Here is a 16,481-nt window from a genome sequence, read left to right on the forward strand (position 1 = left end):
TTCAGACCCACACATAGCGGTGCTCGGGGCGGCCGGTCTCGCCGTACTTGAGACTGAGCCGCACCCGCCCCGTCCGCTCCAGCAGCTTGAGATAGCGCTGTGCGGTCTGTCTGCTCAGCGACGAGCGCTCGGCCACCTCCTGGGCCGACAGCGGTCCTTCGGCGTCGCGCAGCACCTCACGGACGAGATCGGCGGTGAGCGCGGAGTGGCCCTTGGGCAGCTCCGCGGGGCCCGCCGAGGCGCCGCCCAGCGCGCCGAAGATCCGGTCCACCTGGTCCTGGCCCGCCTCGCCGCCGCCCTCCAGCGCACGGCGCAGCGCGGCGTACCCCGTCAGCTTGGCGCGCAGCCCGGCGAAGGTGAACGGTTTGACCAGGTACTGGAGGGCGCCGTGGCGCATGGCGTCCTGGACGGTCGCGATGTCGCGGGCGGCGGTCACCATGATGATGTCGGTGTGGTGGCCGAGCCGACGCAACTGCCCCACCAGCGCGAGCCCCGTCCCGTCCGGCAGGTAGTGGTCCAGCAGGACCAGATCGGCGTGGCCGCCGCCCTCCAGGAAGGCCAGCGCCTCGGCGGCGGAGTGGGCCTGGCCCGTCACCTGGAAGCCCGGCACCTTGCCGACATAGGCCGCGTTCACCCGGGCCACGCGCACGTCGTCGTCCACGACCAGCACGTCGACGATGGGCGCGGTCGCGCCGGGTCCGTCGGTCATCGTGGCTCTCCTGTCGCCGTCAGCGGTGCCCCGCCCGGTTCCTCGGTCAGTGCCTCGGGGAGGACGACGGTGAACTCCGCGCCACCGCCCGCACGGTCGGACACCTGTGCGCTGCCACCCTGGCGTTCGGCGAGCCGTCGCACCAGGGCGAGACCGATACCGCGCTTCCGGTGCGCGGGTGGTTCCTTGGTCGACCAGCCCTCGGTGAAGACCAGGTCGCGCCGGTCGGCCGGAACGCCGGGGCCGGTGTCCGATACGCGCAGGCGCACGGTACGCGTCCCCTCGTCGGCGCGGAGCGCCACCTCGACGCGCGGATCGGGCGAGCCCGTGGCCGCGTCCAGGGCGTTGTCGATGAGGTTGCCGACGATCGTCACCAGACCGGGCGGATCCACCAGCCGGTCCGGCAGCAGGGTGTCCTCACCGAGGACCAGGGAGACCCCGCGTTCGGTGGCGACCGTGGCCTTGCCCACCAGGAGCGCGGCGAGCAGCGGATCGTGGACCTTCTCGGTGACCTGCTCGGCGGTGGCGCGGTGCACCCCGACCGCCTCGGTGATGAAGTCCGTCGCCTCCTCGTGCAGCCCCAGTTCGAGCAGGCCCAGGAGGGTGTGCATCCGGTTGGCGTGCTCGTGGTCCTGGGCGCGCAGGGCGTCGATCAGCCCACGGGTGCCGTCCAGTTCGCGGCCGAGCCGCTCCAGCTCGGTGCGGTCGCGGAGGGTGGCCACCGCACCGCCGTCGTCCGTCGGCATCCGGTTGGCGACCAGGACGCGTCCGCCGGAGACGGTCAGCAGATCGGCGCCGGTGACCCGCCCGGTGAGCACATCGGCCGTACGGCCCGGAGGCAGCACCGACTCCAGCGGCTGTCCGGTGTCCTCGGCGCGCAGGTCCAGCAGCCGCTGCGCCTCGTCGTTCAGCAGCCGGACGCGGCCCCGCGCGTCGAGGGCTACCACCCCCTCGCGGATGCCGTGCAGCATCGCCTCACGCTCGGCGAGCAGCGCCGAGATATCGGAGAACGCCAGGTCATGGGTGCGTCGCTGCAGTCGGCGGGAGACCAGGTACGCCGCGAGCGCGCCGACGGCGAGCGCCCCGCCCGCGTACGCGAGCATCCCCGGCACCGCGCCGACCAGCCGTCCGCGCACCGTCTCGTACGCGATGCCCACCGACACGGCGCCCACGACACGGCCGTCCGCGTCGCGCAGCGGCACCTTGCCGCGTGCGGAGCGGCCGAGGGTGCCCTGATCGATCTGCATGACCTCGCGGCCCGCGAGGGCCTCACTGGGGTCGGTCGAGACATGCCTGCCGATCTCGCGCGGTGAGGTGTGCGACCAGCGGACCCCGTTCCGGTCCATGATCACGACGTACTCGGCCCCGGTCGCGCGGCGGATCCGCTCCGCCTCGGTCTGCACCGGTCCGCCGGGGGAGGGGCGGGTGTCCTGGAGCGCCCCGGCCAGCCCGGGCCGGGCGGCCGTGGTCTGCGCGATGGCGAGGGCGCGGCGCATAGCCTGGTCGTCCAGCTGTGAGCCGAGCGGGGCGAGGAAGAGGCCGGTCGCGAGCACGGTGACGCCCGTGGCGATGGCCAGCTGCATCAGCAGGACCTGGGAGAAGACGCGTCGGGGCCATCCGATGCGCCACCTGGTGGCCGCGAGCCGCGGCCGCGGCGGTATCGCGGCGCTCATGGCAACGAAGGGTAACCAAGGGCGCGGGGCGGGGACCGGGCCGGGAGACCCGGGCCGTGCCGGGACCAACGGCCCGGCACCCCCGGCAGGCGCCGCTCACGGCCCCGGTACGGGCCGGGGCGGCGGGGTCAGCGGCGGGCCGCCGCCACGGTCCGCGCTCCGGGGGCCGCGGTGTGCGTCGCGCGGATGCCCACGACCTCCATCCGGGCCGGGGAGCCCAGCGCCGAGCCGCAGCTCTCCGGGCGCGGCGGGGCGGACGCGACCTGGGCGACGCTCACCCGCCACTCCCGGCCGTCGCGGTGCGCCACGGTCACCGTCCAGGCGGGGGCCGCGCCCTCGGTGCGTGCCACGGTCAGCGTGTCGACGCCGTACTCGCCCGTGATGGCGCGGACCGCCAGCTCCGCCGCCTGCCCCGGCCGCTCCCAGGCCGAGCGGCCGCGGCAGCCCTCGGTCATGACGCGGCCGCCGCGCAGCGCTTCGAGTACGTCGTGCACGCTCCGCGCGGTGGCGCGCCCGTAGGTGTATCCGTGCGGCAGGACGACCAGCGTCGGCGAGAAGCGGTGACCACCGATGTGGGTGACCTCCCAGGTGCCGTCGACCCCGGAGGCGGTGAGCTCGGCGGCGAGCGGGCGTCCGAGGACGGCGCAGCAGCGGTCCCGCTTGCCGTTGGTGCACACGAGCACCAGCGGATCCCCGCTGTACTCCTCCCACTGTCCGGGGGCGCCGTGGACGGTCGGCCGTCCGGCGGGTTCACCGTCGTCCGGTGCCGCCAGCGTCAGCCCGGCCGGGTCACCGGCGCCCAGCGCCGCGAAGTCGAGCGCGCGCAGCCGCCCGGGGTCGGTGAGGGCGGTGGTGCGGATCCAGGAGCGGCCGGGCCGGGTGTGGGCGACGAACACGCGGTGCCGCGCACCGGTGTGCAGATCGGCGTGCCGGCCGGGGCGGCGGATGAGCGCCACCCGTACACCGGTGTCCTTGGCGGCGCGCTCCAGCGCGCGTCCCACGGCCGGGTCGAGATGACTGGCCGTGAGGGCCTCGGTGCCCCACGGGCCGGGCTGTTCGACCAGCAGCCAGGTGGAGGCGGTTGCCGCCGTCCCGGCGAGCGGCTCGGACAGGTCGCGGGAAGCGGTCGCGCACGTGCTCACGAAGGTAAGCCTAACCTCTCTCGAACGGCACGGCGCGCCGGAGTTGGGACAGCCAGAGCCACATGAGTCACTTCACGCCCCATGCGCCCCACAGCCGGAAGATCACGGTCCGTATGCGGCACCGTACGCGCGGTTCCGCGATGCGGAAACAAACGGGAGAATGACGGACACGGGGGTGGGGAGGCGGGGCCGGGATGAGCGGTTTATGGGCGCGGTGGCGGGGGCGCCGGCGAAGACGCCAGGGACGACGGGGGCTGGATCCCGCCCTCGAGTCGATGGTGCGGGCGGCCTACCGCGACGGGCGGCCCCTGCCGGAGCCGCTCGCCCGCGAGGCGGCCCACACCGGTGATCCACAGGGCATGACGGTCTACGGCATCGGGCTCGGCAACCGGGGCGCGTACGCCGAGGCGGTGCACTGGCTGGGCAAGGCGGTCGCCGCGGGGGACACCTCGGCGATGGTGGTCCTGGGCACGCTCCACATGGACCTGGGCAACCTCGAGGAGGCGGAGCGGCACTTCCGCCGGGCGGCCGACCGCGGACACTCCGGTGCCCGCGTCGCCCTCCAGCAACTGCGCGCCCGCCGCAACGGCAGCGGACCCTGACCGCCGCACGAGCGGCGGCCACCGTGCCGCATGCTCGAGCGCCCCGTCGCACGGGGCGGCCCCGGCGAGCGCGGCCGCCCATGACCACGCGGCGTCACCGCTTGCGTGGCGCCCTCTGGGCGGCACGGACGAGCGCCCCCGCGGCCGCGCCGCTTCGACGCGCGCACGTGGCCCCGGAGTGGCCCCGGCGCGTGCGGTGTCCCAACCTCGCGGGGTCGCTCTGCCCGTCCGGCCCACGAAGCCCTGTTCCGCGCTCGCGCCCGGTCCCTGCACACAGGTGGGCCTCAGCCTCCGCGCGTCCTCGCGGATGCGCGGTCCCACGGACGGTGGCCCGCCCGGGCGAGCGGTTCCCGCGCGCGGCTTCCATGGGCGCCGGGTCCTCCCCGTGGGTGGCCCGGCATCTCTGGTCCCTTCGTGCGCACGTCGGCGATGTCCGCCCCGGACGGCGTCACGCTCGCGACGGCGGGGACGCCGGCGGGCGCGGCGGATCGCCTCCGCACGGTGGGGCCACGCCACGCACGGGGGCGCGGCACCCCGTGGTGCCGCGCCCCCGTCCGCTCGGAGCTTCGTCCGGGTCACACCGGTCCGGCCACCACCGTCACCGGCTTCGCGAGGGGCGTGCCCGAGCCGTCGCGGCGTGGGTCGGGCTCCGGCAGGGTCGCCGCCGCTCCGGTGGCCGTCGCCGCGCGGGCCGGTGTGGCGCCCGCCCAGGCGAACACGAGACAGTCCTCGCCCTTCAGGAACCGCTGGCAGCGCACACCGCCCGTGGCCCGTCCCTTGCGCGGGTACTGGTCGAGGGGGGTCAGCTTGGCCGACTGCTGTACCGAGTCGTCGAGCGTGCCGTGCGCGCCCGCCACCGTGAACACCACCGCGTCGGCCGCCGGATCCACGGCCGTGAACGAGATCACCTTCGCGCCGGAGGCCAGCTTGACGCCGGCCATACCGCCCGCCGGGCGGCCCTGCGGCCGCACCTGGCTCGCCGGGTAGCGCAGCAGCTGGGCGTCGTCGGTGATGAAGACCAGGTCCTCCTCACCGGTCCGCAGCTCCACCGCGCCCACGATCCGGTCGCCGTCCCGGAGCCCGATGACCTCCAGCTCCTCCTTGTTGGCCGGATAGTCGGGGACCACGCGTTTGACGACGCCCTGCTCCGTGCCGATGGCGAGCCCCGGCGAGGACTCGTCGAGGGTGGTGAGGCAGATCAGCTCCTCGCCCTCCTCCAGGGTCAGGAACTCCGCGATCGGCGCTCCGCCCGCCAGGCTGGCGGGACCCGATTTCTCCGGGAGCATCGGGAGGTCGATCACCGACAGCCGCAGCAGCCGCCCGGTGGAGGTCACCGCGCCCACATCGGCGCGGGCCGTGGCCGGGACCGCCGAGACGATCACATCGTGCTTGGTGCGCTTGGCCGCCTGCCCCTCGACCGGGAACGGCTCCCCGTTGGAGGTGCGGGCCAGCAGACCGGTGGAGGACAGCAGCACCCGGCAGGGGTCGTCCGCGACCTCCAGCGGCACCGCGGTGACCGGCGCGTTCGCCGACTCCAGGAGCACGGTCCGCCGGGGGGTGCCGAACTTCTTGGCCACCTGGGCCAGTTCGGCGGAGACCAGCTTGCGCAGCTCGGTGTCGGAGTCCAGGATCCGGGTCAGCTCCTCGATCTCCGCCTTGAGCCGGTCGCGCTCCGACTCCAGCTCGATGCGGTCGAACTTGGTCAGCCGGCGGAGCGGGGTGTCCAGGATGTACTGCGTCTGGATGTCGGAGAGTTCGAACCGCGCCATCAGGGCTTCCTTGGCCTGCGCCGCGTTATCGCTGGACCGGATCAGCCGGATGACCTCGTCGATGTCGAGCAGGGCGACCAGCAGGCCCTCGACCAGGTGCAGCCGGTCGCGCCGCTTGCCGCGCCGGAACTCGCTGCGCCGCCGCACCACCTCGAAGCGGTGGTCGAGGTAGACCTCCAGCAGCTCCTTCAGGCCCAGGGTGAGCGGCTGGCCGTCCACCAGCGCCACGTTGTTGATGCCGAAGGACTCCTCCATCGGCGTCAGCTTGTAGAGCTGCTCCAGCACGGCCTCGGGGTTGAAGCCGTTCTTCACCTCGATCACCAGACGCAGACCGTGCTGGCGGTCGGTGAGGTCCTTGACGTCCGCGATGCCCTGGAGCTTCTTGGAGCCGACCAGGTCCTTGATCTTGGAGATGACCTTCTCGGGGCCCACGGTGAAGGGCAGTTCGGTGACGACCAGGCCCTTGCGGCGGGCCGTCACGTCCTCCACCGCCACCGTGGCGCGGATCTTGAAGGTGCCGCGGCCGTTCTCATAGGCGTCCCGGACGCCGCCGAGTCCGACGATCCGGCCACCGGTCGGCAGATCGGGGCCGGGCACGAACCGCATCAGCGTGTCCAGATCGGCGCCGGGGTGCTTGATCAGATGGCGGGCAGCGGCGATCACCTCGCCCAGATTGTGCGGGGGCATGTTCGTCGCCATGCCGACCGCGATCCCGGACGTGCCGTTGACCAGCAGGTTCGGATACGCGGCGGGCAGGGTGACCGGCTCCTGCTCACTGCCGTCGTAGTTCGGCGCGAAGTCGACCGTGTCCTCGTCGATGGACTCGGTCATCAGCGACGTGGCCGAGGCCATCCGGCACTCGGTGTAACGCATCGCCGCGGGCGGGTCGTCATTGCCCAGCGAGCCGAAGTTCCCGTGGCCGTCGACCATCGGCAGCCGCATCGAGAACGGCTGCGCCATACGCACCAGGGCGTCATAGATCGAGGCGTCACCGTGCGGGTGGAGCTTGCCCATCACCTCACCGACGACGCGGGCGCACTTCACGAAGCCGCGCTCGGGGCGCAGCCCCATCTCGTTCATCTGGTAGAGGATGCGCCGGTGCACGGGCTTGAGCCCGTCGCGGGCGTCGGGCAGCGCACGCGAATAGATGACCGAGTAGGCGTACTCGAGGAAGGAGCCCTGCATCTCGTCGACGACGTCGATGTCGAGGATGCGCTCCTCGAAGTCGTCCGGCGGCGGGGTCTTCGTGCTGCGGCGGGCCATCGCGCGTGCGGCTCCTTCAACTGCCGGGGCGGGATCTGACGGCGTCCATTGTGGCCCGCCCCGCCGACAACTGTGGAACGGGCCGTGCGTGAGCGTGGTCGCGTCCCGCTCCGGACCGGTCCAAAGGACGCCGCCGGCGCCGCCGGGAAGGGGCCGCGCCAGGGGTCACGGAGGTGGTCCGCGCGCAGCCCGTGCGGTCGAACGGGACCGGAACTTCGCCAGATGTCCATGCGCTTGCATACAGTGACAGGAGCGCTCATCACGCGGCTCGCACCGCCTCCATCACGCGATCGAAGGGACGTACATGCCCATGGGTCACACGGCCACGCAACAGGCCGGCTCCGGCGGCCTGAAAGCGACCGAGCACCGTCTGGCCAACGGACTGCGGGTGGTGCTCTCCGAGGACCACCTGACCCCGGTCGCAGCGATCTGCCTCTGGTACGACGTCGGCTCGCGCCACGAAGTCAAGGGGCGCACCGGTCTGGCTCACCTCTTCGAGCACCTGATGTTCCAGGGCTCGGCCCAGGTGACGGGCAACGGGCACTTCGAGCTGGTGCAGGGTGCCGGCGGCTCGCTCAACGGCACGACCAGCTTCGAGCGCACCAACTACTTCGAGACGATGCCCACCCACCAGGTGGAGCTGGCGCTGTGGCTGGAGGCGGACCGGATGGGGTCCCTCCTGACCGCGCTGGACGAGGAGAGCCTGGAGAACCAGCGGGACGTCGTCAAGAACGAGCGCCGTCAGCGCTACGACAACGTGCCGTACGGCACGGCCTTCGAGAAGCTGGTCGCCATGGCCTACCCCGAGGGCCACCCGTACCACCACACCCCCATCGGCTCGATGGCCGACCTGGACGCGGCGTCCCTGGAGGACGCGCGCGCCTTCTTCCGCACCTACTACGCGCCGAACAACGCGGTGCTGTCGGTCGTCGGGGACATCGACCCCGAGCAGACCCTCGCCTGGATCGAGAAGTACTTCGGCTCGATCCCCTCCCACGACGGCAAGCAGCCGCCGCGTGACGGCAGCCTGCCGGAGGTGATCGGCGAGCAGCTGCGCGAGGTCGTGGAGGAGGAGGTCCCCGCCCGCGCCCTGATGGCCGCCTACCGGCTGCCGCACGACGGCTCCCGCGAGGCCGACGCGGCCGACCTGGCGCTGACCGTCCTCGGCGGCGGTGAGTCCTCCCGGCTCCACAACCGCCTGGTGCGCCGTGACCGCACCGCCGTCGCGGCCGGATTCGGGCTGCTGCGGCTGTCGGGCGCGCCCTCGCTCGGCTGGCTGGACGTGAAGACCTCCGCTGGCGTCGAGGTGCCCGCCATCGAGACCGCGGTCGACGAGGAGCTGGCCCGCTTCGCCGAGGAGGGGCCGACCCCGCAGGAGATGGAGCGCGCCCAGGCACAGATCGAGCGCGAGTGGCTGGACCGGCTGGCCACCGTGGGCGGCCGGGCCGACGAGCTGTGCCGCTTCGCCGTGCTCCACGGCGATCCGCAGCTGGCGCTGACCGCCGTGGAACGGGTGCTCGACATCACCCCCGAGGAGGTGCGGGCCGTGGCCGCCGCGCGGCTGCGCCCGGACAACCGGGCCGTGCTGGTCTACGAGCCCGTCGAGGGCGCCGAGTCCGCCGATGACGCCGACGACACCGACGCAGAAGGGGAGGCGGCCCAGTGAGCGACGCCGTCACCGCGACCATGACCTTCCACCCGCAGCCCAGCGGAGGTGCCCCCAGGCCGTGGGCCTTCCCGGCGCCCGAGCGCGGTGAACTCCCCAACGGGCTCACGGTGCTGCGCTGCCACCGCCCCGGCCAGCAGGTGGTGGCCGTCGAGATCAACCTGGACGCCCCGCTGGACGCCGAGCCCGTCGGCCTCGACGGCGTGGCCACCATCATGGCGCGCGCCCTGTCGGAGGGCACCGACAAGCACGACGCCGAGGAGTTCGCCGCCGAGCTCGAGCGCTGCGGCGCCACCCTGGACGCCCACGCCGACCACCCGGGTGTACGGGTCGCCCTGGAGGTCCCGGTCTCCCGGCTGCCCAAGGCGCTGGGGCTGCTCGCCGACGCGCTGCGCGCCCCCGCCTTCCCCGACGGCGAGGTCGAGCGGCTGGTGCGCAACCGGCTGGACGAGATCCCGCACGAGCTGGCCAATCCGGCCCGCCGCGCCTCCATGGCCCTGGCCAAGGAGCTGTTCCCGGCCGAGTCGCGGATGTCCCGGCCCCGCCAGGGCACCGAGAAGACGGTCGAGGGCATCGACGCGGCGGCCGTGCGGGCCTTCTACGAGGCCCATATCCGTCCGTCCACCGCGACCGCCGTCGTGGTCGGCGACCTCACCGGGGTCGACCTCGACAAGGCACTCGCCGACACCCTCGGCGCCTGGACCGGCGGCGCGGCCGTGCCCCGCCCGGTCCCGCCGATCGTGGCCGACGACACCGGCCGGGTGGTGATCGTCGACCGGCCCGGCGCGGTCCAGACCCAGCTCCTGATCGGCCGGATCGGGGCCGACCGCCACGACCGCGTCTGGCCCGCCCAGGTGCTCGGTACCTACTGCCTGGGCGGCACCCTCACCTCCCGGCTCGACCGCGTGCTGCGAGAGGAGAAGGGCTACACCTACGGTGTGCGCTCCTTCTGCCAGGTGCTGCGGTCCACGGCCCCCTCGCCGTCCGGCGGCTCCGCGGGCGCCGCGATGCTGGCGATCAGCGGCTCGGTGGCCACCGAGGTCACCGGCCCCGCGCTGGAGGACCTCTGGAAGGTGCTGCGCACCGTGAAGGAGGAGGGGCTGACGGACACCGAGCGCGATGTCGCCGTGCAGAACCTGGTGGGCGTCGCCCCGTTGAAGTACGAGACCGCGGCCGCTGTCGCGGGCACCCTGGCCGACCAGGTCGAGCAGCACCTTCCGGACGACTTCCAGGCGCAGGTGTACGCCCGGCTCGCCGAGGCCGGGACGGTGGAGGCCACCGCCGCGGTGGTGAGCGCCTTCCCGGCGGACCGGCTGGTCACCGTGCTGGTCGGGGACGCCTCGCAGATCGCGGAGCCGGTCCGGCAGCTGGGCATCGGCGAGGTGACCGTCGTCTCGGGCTGACCCGGCGCGACCTCCGGCCGTCCGACGGGCCGTCAGCGGAAGGACCCTGGCATCGTGTGCGATGTCAGGGTCCTTCCGAATGCCCGTTTTATAGGGAGGTTGGGTGTTTGGTTTGTGGGGAGAGCAACAAAAATCAGGATCTGTTTGGTGATCCAAAGACGCCCCGTTTAGCGTCGGTCCGGCTGTTCGCCATCACCACGCCGCGCCCGCGGCACGGGCAGCCATCGCCGAGTCCCCGTACGGCGCGAGCCAGGGGAGCCGGGGACCCAATGTCCCCAGGGGTGAATCGGACGCCTTGTCCTGAAGGACGAGGGGGCCGTAGGAGACCTTCCTGCTCCGAACCCGTCAGCTAACCCGGTAGGCGAGAAGGAAGGAAAGGAGTGCGCCACAGCATGGCGTTCACCCGTGCCACCGGGAAACACCGCCGTCCCCGACGGTCCGTCCGCACCGGCGCGAACATCGCGGGAGTCACCACCGTCGCCTCCGGTGTGGTCGCCGGTATCGCCGGTCCCGCCCTCGCCGCCGAGCAGGCTCCCGCTCCCGCGCAGACGGGGCTGCAGCAGGCGATCGTGATCGACGAGGGTCTGGCCGACCAGATCCAGGCCCAGGCGCAGTCCCAGGAGACCGCCGCCGCGGAGGCCGCGGCCAAGGCACGGGCCGAGACCATCGCCCGCCAGGAGGCGGCCAGGAAGGCCGAGGCGGCCGCGAAGAAGGCCAAGGCGGAGCGGGAGGCCAAGGAGCGCGCCGCGCGCGAGGCCGAGCGCAAGCGCCTCAACACCTTCGTCTCGCCGGTCTCCGGCTCCTACGTCTCCACCGCCTACCAGGCGTCCAGCGGTCTGTGGTCCTCCGGCAGCCACACCGGTATCGACTTCCACGCCGCCTCGGGCACCTCGGTGCACGCCGTCGGTTCCGGCGAGGTCGTCGAGGCGGGTTGGGGCGGCTCCTACGGCAACAACATCGTCATCAAGATGAAGGACGGCACGTACACCCAGTACGGCCACCTGTCCTCGCTCAACGTCTCGGTCGGCCAGCAGGTCACCCCGGGGCAGCAGATCGGCCTGTCGGGCGCCACCGGCAACGTCACCGGCCCGCATCTGCACTTCGAGGCGCGCACCGGCGCCGACTACGGTTCGGACATCGACCCCGTGGCGTACCTGCGCTCGCACGGCGTCAACCTCTGACCCACCGCACGGCGCCCCGGGCGCCGCGCACACCAGCCCGTGGCCGAAGGCCCCGTCCGCCGAGCGGACGGGGCCTTCGCCGTGGGGCGCCCCGGCTGACCAAAAATATCCATGAATTCAGGCTCGCCATCGGAAATTCCCTCGTTTTGGAATAGGGTTGTCGAACACCCGTCAGCCGGGTGCGTTTCGCTGGGATTAAGGCGGAGGTTCGACAGTGCGGGACCGGAAATGAACGGGGATACCACCGCGATCCCGAGTGGTCGGCGGATTTCGGCGCACGCGGTGTGCAGGGCCATTCGCGAGGACATCGTCTCCGGTGTCCATCCGCCCGGCAGCAGGCTCACCGAGGAACTGCTCGCGCGCCGCTACGGCGTCTCGCGGGTGCCCGTCCGGGAAGCCCTGCGCACCCTGGAGTCCGAGGGGTTCGTGACCACCCGGCGCCATGCGGGGGCTTGTGTCGCACAGCCGTCCGAGCGGGAGGCCGCCGATCTTCTCGACATCCGCGGGCTGCTGGAGCCGCTGGGCGCCGCCCGTGCCGCGCAGCGCCGCACCGAGGCGCATCTGAAGGTGCTGCGCGGTCTGGTCCGGCTCGGCCAGGAGCGGGCCCGCCGCGGCAGCCTGGGTGAACTCGCCCCGCTGGGCGACTGGTTCCATGAGACGCTGGCCCAGGCGTCGGGCAGTCCGAGTCTGGCCGGGCTCCTGGTCCAGGTCCGGCGCAAGATCGCCTGGGTCTACGCGGACGGTCCCGCGCGCTGGTCGGACCAGTCGTCGCGGCGGACCGCGCCGGGCGGCGGTGGCGCGTGGCCGGACCCCGCGGGGCGGGCGGTGGAGTCCTGGGCGGAGCACGGCGCGCTGGTGGACGCGGTCGCGCGCGGCGACGCCGACCGTGCCCGGACGCTGGCCGCCGCGCACACCGAGCGCTCGCTCTCCGCGTACCGGCGCCGTCCGGCGCCGGTGAGAACTTCGAAACACTCCGTCAACACGGCGAGCGGCGGGAATTAACACGGCCCCCATATACAGGTTTTCTCACCGTTTCCTGACCACTTTTCTGATGGCTTTCCCGGCCGCCTATTTCCGGGACGTGGGAAATCGGAAACAGCAGAGCCGCGATGACCGGAATGGTCACCGCGGCCCTGTGCGCGTAGAAAAGGCCCGGCGGATCGCCGGAGCCGGATCGCCGGAGTCGCCGGACGCGTCAGACGGTCTCCGGAAGCTCCTCCAGGCCCTCCGCCACCAGCTTGGCCAGACGGTCGAGGGCGACCTCCGCGACCTCGGCGTCATCCGCGTTGGTGGCCAGGACGACCTCCTCGCCGCCCTGCGCGCCCAGGCCGAGCACGGCCAGCATGGAAGCGGCGTTGACCGGGGTGCCGTCGCCCTTGGCGATCGTGATGGGGACGCCCGCGGCGGTGGCCGCCCGGACGAAGATCGACGCAGGGCGGGCGTGCAGGCCCTCGGCCCAGCCGATGGTGACGCGGCGCTCAGCCATGGTGTTGCCCTTCAGATGTGGCGGGTGCTGTTGTCTAGACCAAAATCATACGGTGCCCGGGTTCACCCGAACGATGTCCGAGTGGGTCCGGCCATGCCCGGACCGGTCCGATACGGACCTTCCCCCGACACCCGGCCCCCACGCAAGGGCGTCCACCATTCGGACCCGCCCACCAATCCGGACGGGACCGTTCGAACCTGCTCCCGACGGTCTCCCGGCCCGTACGCTTGCCCCATGCCGACGCCGCCGGACCAGCACGCCTACCCGACCCACTGGGAGGCCGACGTGGTGCTCCGGGACGGTGGCACCGCCCAGATCCGCCCCATCACCGCCGATGACGCGCAGCGGCTGGTCAGCTTCTATGAGCATGTCTCCGACGAGTCGAAGTACTACCGCTTCTTCGCCCCCTATCCGCGTCTGTCCGACCGCGATGTCCACCGCTTCACGCACCACGACTACGTCGACCGCGTGGGTCTCGCGGCCATCGTGGGCGGCGAGTTCATCGCCACCGTGCGCTACGACCGCATCGACAGCCGGGGCCGGTCGGCCAGCGCGCCCGCCGACGAGGCCGAGGTCGCCTTCCTGGTCCAGGACGCCCATCAGGGCCGGGGCGTCGCCTCCGCTCTCCTGGAGCACATCGCCGCGGTCGCGCGCGAACGCGGCATCCGCCGCTTCGCCGCCGAGGTGCTGCCCGCCAACACCAAGATGATCAAGGTGTTCACGGACGCGGGCTACACCCAGCAGCGCAGCTTCGAGGACGGCGTCGTCCGCCTCGAGTTCGACCTCGAACCCACCGACCGCTCGCTGGCCGTGATGCGCGCCCGCGAGCAGCGGGCCGAGGCCCGCTCCGTACAGCGGCTGCTCGCCCCCGGCTCCGTCGCCGTCATCGGCACCGGCCGTGCTCCCGGCGGGGTCGGCCGCACGGTGCTGCGCAACCTCCTCTACGGGGGCTTCACCGGGCAGCTCCACGCCGTGAACCGGGCCTTCCCCGAAGGCGGCGGGCCCCTCGATCCCGAGGGCGTCCCCGGCCACCGCTCGTTGCGTGACATCGACGGCCCGGTGGACCTCGCCGTCGTCGCCGTCCCCGCCGCCCAGGTGCCCTCCGTGGTGGCCGACTGCGGTGAGCACGGCGTGCAGGGCCTGGTCGTCCTCTCCGCCGGATACGCCGAGAGCGGGGCCGAGGGCCGGGCCCGCCAGCGCGATCTGCTCCGCCAGGCGCGCGGCTACGGCATGCGCGTCATCGGCCCCAACGCCTTCGGCGTCATCAACACCGCCGACGGGGTGCGGCTGAACGCCTCGCTCTCCCCGCAACTGCCCATCCCCGGGCGGCTCGGGCTGTTCACCCAGTCCGGGGCGATCGGCATCGCGCTGCTGGCCGGGCTGCACCGGCGCGGTGCGGGGCTGTCCGGACTGCCCGGGATCGCCGGGATATCGACCTTCGTCTCCGCGGGCAACCGCGCCGACGTCTCGGGCAACGACCTCCTCCAGTACTGGTACGACGACCCGCAGACCGACGTGGCCCTGATGTACCTGGAGTCCATCGGCAACCCGCGGAAGTTCACCCGGCTCGCCAAGCGCACCGCCGCCGTCAAGCCGGTGGTGGTGGTCAAGGGCGCCCGGCACAGCGGCAGCGCCCCCACCGGCCACGCCGTGCCCACCACCCGGATCCCCGACGCCACCGTCTCCGCCCTGCTGCGGCAGGCGGGCGTCATCCGCGTCGACACCGTGACCGAACTCGCCGACGTGGGCGTCCTGCTGGCCTCCCAGCCGCTTCCGGCCGGACCGCGCGTCGCCATCCTCGGCAACTCCGAGTCCCTGGGGCTGCTCACCTACGACGCCTGCCTCACCGAGGGGCTGTGCCCGCTGCCGCCCCGCGACCTGACCACCGCCGCCGAGCCCGGCGACTTCCGCGCGGCCCTCACCGAGGCGCTCGCCGACGACGGGTGCGACGCGGTCGTCGTCACCGCCATCCCCTGGGTCGGTGACACCTGCGCCGCCGATCTCGCCGCCGCGGTGCGCGAGGCGGCCGGCGCGGCCCCCGCGCCCGGCGGCGCCAAGCCCGTGGCCGTCGTCCACCTGGAGATCCCCGATCTGGTGGAGGCTCTGGCCGGGGTCGGCGACGGGGACGACGCCCCGCGGACCCGGCGGATCCCCGCCTACCCCGCGGCCGAGCGGGCGGTCCGGGCCCTCGCCGAGGCCGTGCGGTACGCGCACTGGCGCGAGGAGTCCGCCGACCCCGGCCGGGTGCCGGAGTACGACGACATCGACGAGTCCGGGGCGGCGGCCGATATCGAGGTCCTGCTCGCACCGGGCGACGGCACTCCCGCCGGGACCGCGCCCGCCGCCGGTGTCCCGGCCCCGGGCGTTCCGGCCGACGCCGGTCCGCACCCCGGCGCCCCGCCGCCGGACGACCCCGCCACCGTGACCGGTGTCGAACTGTCCGCCGCCGACACCCAGCGGCTGCTGGCCCGCTACGGGGTCAGTGTGCTGCCCGCCCTGCCCGCGCCCGGCCCCGACGCCGCCGTCCGGGCCGCCGGGCGGCTCGGCTTCCCGGTGGCCCTCAAGCCCACCGCACCCCATCTGCGCCACCGCACCGACCTGGGCGGGGTGCGGCTCGACCTCGGCGGTGAGGCGGAACTGCGCCGCGCCTACGCCGAGTTGACCGACTACCTCGGCCCGCCCGAGGAGCTGGGGCTGGTCGTCCAGCGGATGGCGCCGCGGGGGGTCGACACCGTGGTCCGCGCCGCGATCGATCCGGCGGCCGGGGCGGTGCTCTCCTTCGGTCTCGCCGGTGCCCCCTCCGAACTGCTCGGTGACACCGCCCACCGCCTCGTCCCGGCCACCGACCGGGACGCCGCCGAACTCATCCGGTCCATCCGGACCGCTCCCCTCCTCTTCGGCTGGCGCGGCTCCAAGCCCGTCGACACCGCGGCCCTGGAGGAGCTGCTGCTCCGGGTGTCCCGTCTGGTCGACGACCATCCCGAGATGGTCGCGGTCGATCTCGAACCGGTCGTGGTCGCTCAGCGCGGTCTGTCGGTGCTCGGGGCCTCCGCCCGGCTCGCTCCGCCGCCCGTCCGCACCGACCTCGGCCCCCGCCACCTGCCCGCCTACTGACCCGCGGAGGAGGTTCCGACGGTGGACAGCGCGTCCCCGTACCCGGCGCTCCGGCTGCCGGAGGGCTCCTGGTGGGACTGGGACGTCCTCGGCTGGGACTCCGGCGCCTTCCGGCTGGCCGCGGGGTACGACCTCACCTACCACCACGGCCTGGAGCTCGTCTTCGGCGATCCGGTCTTCGTCAGCTGCCCCGCGGCCTTCCACGATCCGGTCTTCCGGGCACCGACCGCCGGGGAGGTGGCGACGGTCCTCCGGCGGCTCGGCGAACGGCCGACCGTACTGGCCGCCTTCGAGGCGGACGCGGACGGTACGGAGCCGGTCTCCTGCCTCATCGCCGCGGGACGGCTGGAGATCGTGCACGGGCACACCCCGCGGTGACCGGCCGTCCGCCTTCTCGCCCGGGCGGACCGGCCGCACCCACGGACCAGTGCCGTGTCGGCCAAGGTCCGCCCGGTGGCGAGGCGTCCTGGTGC

The 16,481-nt window shown here is 73.4% G+C and carries 12 protein-coding genes and 1 riboswitch; of the genes, 7 read left to right on the forward strand and 5 right to left on the reverse strand.

All coding sequences use genetic code 11. From position 1 onward, the window contains the following. Position 1 precedes the first annotated feature (1 nt). The 3 genes from AC07FT_RS05145 to AC07FT_RS05155 all read right to left on the reverse strand — a co-directional run bounded on the left by AC07FT_RS05145 (position 2) and on the right by AC07FT_RS05155 (position 3,524). A complete protein-coding gene (locus AC07FT_RS05145; protein ID WP_479174084.1) occupies positions 2-709 on the reverse strand; it encodes a response regulator in 708 nt (235 codons plus the stop codon). Continuing rightward, positions 706-2,382, reverse strand: coding sequence for an ATP-binding protein (locus AC07FT_RS05150; RefSeq protein WP_479174086.1), 1,677 nt, complete (start codon positions 2,380-2,382; stop codon positions 706-708). Before AC07FT_RS05150 ends, AC07FT_RS05145 begins: the two co-directional genes overlap by 4 nt. A gap of 128 nt (positions 2,383-2,510) precedes the next feature. After that, on the reverse strand, positions 2,511-3,524 hold the full coding sequence (locus tag AC07FT_RS05155; protein WP_479174087.1) for a sucrase ferredoxin: 1,014 nt from the start codon (positions 3,522-3,524) through the stop codon (positions 2,511-2,513). Between the two features lie 194 nt (positions 3,525-3,718). Between AC07FT_RS05155 and AC07FT_RS05160 the strand changes: the two genes are divergently transcribed. Then, complete coding sequence (locus AC07FT_RS05160; protein WP_479174089.1) at positions 3,719-4,126, forward strand: tetratricopeptide repeat protein; 408 nt, start codon at positions 3,719-3,721, stop codon at positions 4,124-4,126. Between the two features lie 575 nt (positions 4,127-4,701). Here the strand turns inward: AC07FT_RS05160 and AC07FT_RS05165 are convergent. After that, positions 4,702-7,158 carry a DNA gyrase/topoisomerase IV subunit A gene (locus AC07FT_RS05165; RefSeq protein WP_471192793.1) on the reverse strand — a complete coding sequence of 819 codons (2,457 nt, stop codon included), beginning with the start codon at positions 7,156-7,158 and terminating at the stop codon, positions 4,702-4,704. Between the two features lie 304 nt (positions 7,159-7,462). On the opposite strand from AC07FT_RS05165, the gene AC07FT_RS05170 reads away from it, so the two are divergent. From AC07FT_RS05170 to AC07FT_RS05185, 4 genes are all read left to right on the forward strand, one after another. Next, positions 7,463-8,824 (forward strand): M16 family metallopeptidase, encoded by a 1,362-nt coding sequence (locus tag AC07FT_RS05170; protein ID WP_479174091.1) that lies wholly within the window; start codon positions 7,463-7,465, stop codon positions 8,822-8,824. A 20-nt stretch (positions 8,825-8,844) separates the two neighbouring features. After that, the gene (locus AC07FT_RS05175) at positions 8,845-10,227 is read left to right on the forward strand and encodes a M16 family metallopeptidase (RefSeq protein ID WP_479174510.1); all 1,383 of its coding nucleotides are present in this window, start codon (positions 8,845-8,847) and stop codon (positions 10,225-10,227) included. A gap of 215 nt (positions 10,228-10,442) precedes the next feature. Next, a riboswitch (cyclic di-AMP (ydaO/yuaA leader) is annotated at positions 10,443-10,605 on the forward strand. Between the two features lie 14 nt (positions 10,606-10,619). Next, complete coding sequence (locus AC07FT_RS05180) at positions 10,620-11,408, forward strand: M23 family metallopeptidase (RefSeq protein WP_471192797.1); 789 nt, start codon at positions 10,620-10,622, stop codon at positions 11,406-11,408. 228 nt (positions 11,409-11,636) lie between these two features. Next, entirely contained in the window at positions 11,637-12,410 is a 774-nt protein-coding gene (locus AC07FT_RS05185; RefSeq protein ID WP_479174093.1) for a GntR family transcriptional regulator, read from the forward strand. Between the two features lie 193 nt (positions 12,411-12,603). On the opposite strand, the gene AC07FT_RS05190 is transcribed toward AC07FT_RS05185, so the two are convergent. After that, complete coding sequence (locus tag AC07FT_RS05190) at positions 12,604-12,894, reverse strand: HPr family phosphocarrier protein (protein WP_471192801.1); 291 nt, start codon at positions 12,892-12,894, stop codon at positions 12,604-12,606. 234 nt (positions 12,895-13,128) lie between these two features. On the opposite strand from AC07FT_RS05190, the gene AC07FT_RS05195 reads away from it, so the two are divergent. Beyond that, positions 13,129-16,008, forward strand: a complete 2,880-nt coding sequence (locus tag AC07FT_RS05195) for a bifunctional acetate--CoA ligase family protein/GNAT family N-acetyltransferase (RefSeq protein ID WP_479174095.1) — start codon at positions 13,129-13,131, stop codon at positions 16,006-16,008. A gap of 21 nt (positions 16,009-16,029) precedes the next feature. Then, positions 16,030-16,386 (forward strand): hypothetical protein, encoded by a 357-nt coding sequence (locus AC07FT_RS05200; RefSeq protein ID WP_479174097.1) that lies wholly within the window; start codon positions 16,030-16,032, stop codon positions 16,384-16,386. Positions 16,387-16,481: the final 95 nt, after the last annotated feature.

This window comes from Streptomyces sp. NPDC045899 (assembly GCF_056431485.1).

Bases quoted from the DNA above. Each gene is read 5' to 3' on its own strand.
- AC07FT_RS05145 (WP_479174084.1), bottom strand. From the start codon at position 709: ATGACCGACGGACCCGGCGCGACCGCGCCCATCGTCGACGTGCTGGTC.
- AC07FT_RS05150 (WP_479174086.1), bottom strand. From the start codon at position 2,382: ATGAGCGCCGCGATACCGCCGCGGCCGCGGCTCGCGGCCACCAGGTGG.
- AC07FT_RS05160 (WP_479174089.1), top strand. From the start codon at position 3,719: ATGAGCGGTTTATGGGCGCGGTGGCGGGGGCGCCGGCGAAGACGCCAG.
- AC07FT_RS05165 (WP_471192793.1), bottom strand. From the start codon at position 7,158: ATGGCCCGCCGCAGCACGAAGACCCCGCCGCCGGACGACTTCGAGGAG.
- AC07FT_RS05170 (WP_479174091.1), top strand. From the start codon at position 7,463: ATGCCCATGGGTCACACGGCCACGCAACAGGCCGGCTCCGGCGGCCTG.
- AC07FT_RS05175 (WP_479174510.1), top strand. From the start codon at position 8,845: ATGACCTTCCACCCGCAGCCCAGCGGAGGTGCCCCCAGGCCGTGGGCC.
- AC07FT_RS05180 (WP_471192797.1), top strand. From the start codon at position 10,620: ATGGCGTTCACCCGTGCCACCGGGAAACACCGCCGTCCCCGACGGTCC.
- AC07FT_RS05185 (WP_479174093.1), top strand. From the start codon at position 11,637: ATGAACGGGGATACCACCGCGATCCCGAGTGGTCGGCGGATTTCGGCG.
- AC07FT_RS05190 (WP_471192801.1), bottom strand. From the start codon at position 12,894: ATGGCTGAGCGCCGCGTCACCATCGGCTGGGCCGAGGGCCTGCACGCC.
- AC07FT_RS05195 (WP_479174095.1), top strand. From the start codon at position 13,129: ATGCCGACGCCGCCGGACCAGCACGCCTACCCGACCCACTGGGAGGCC.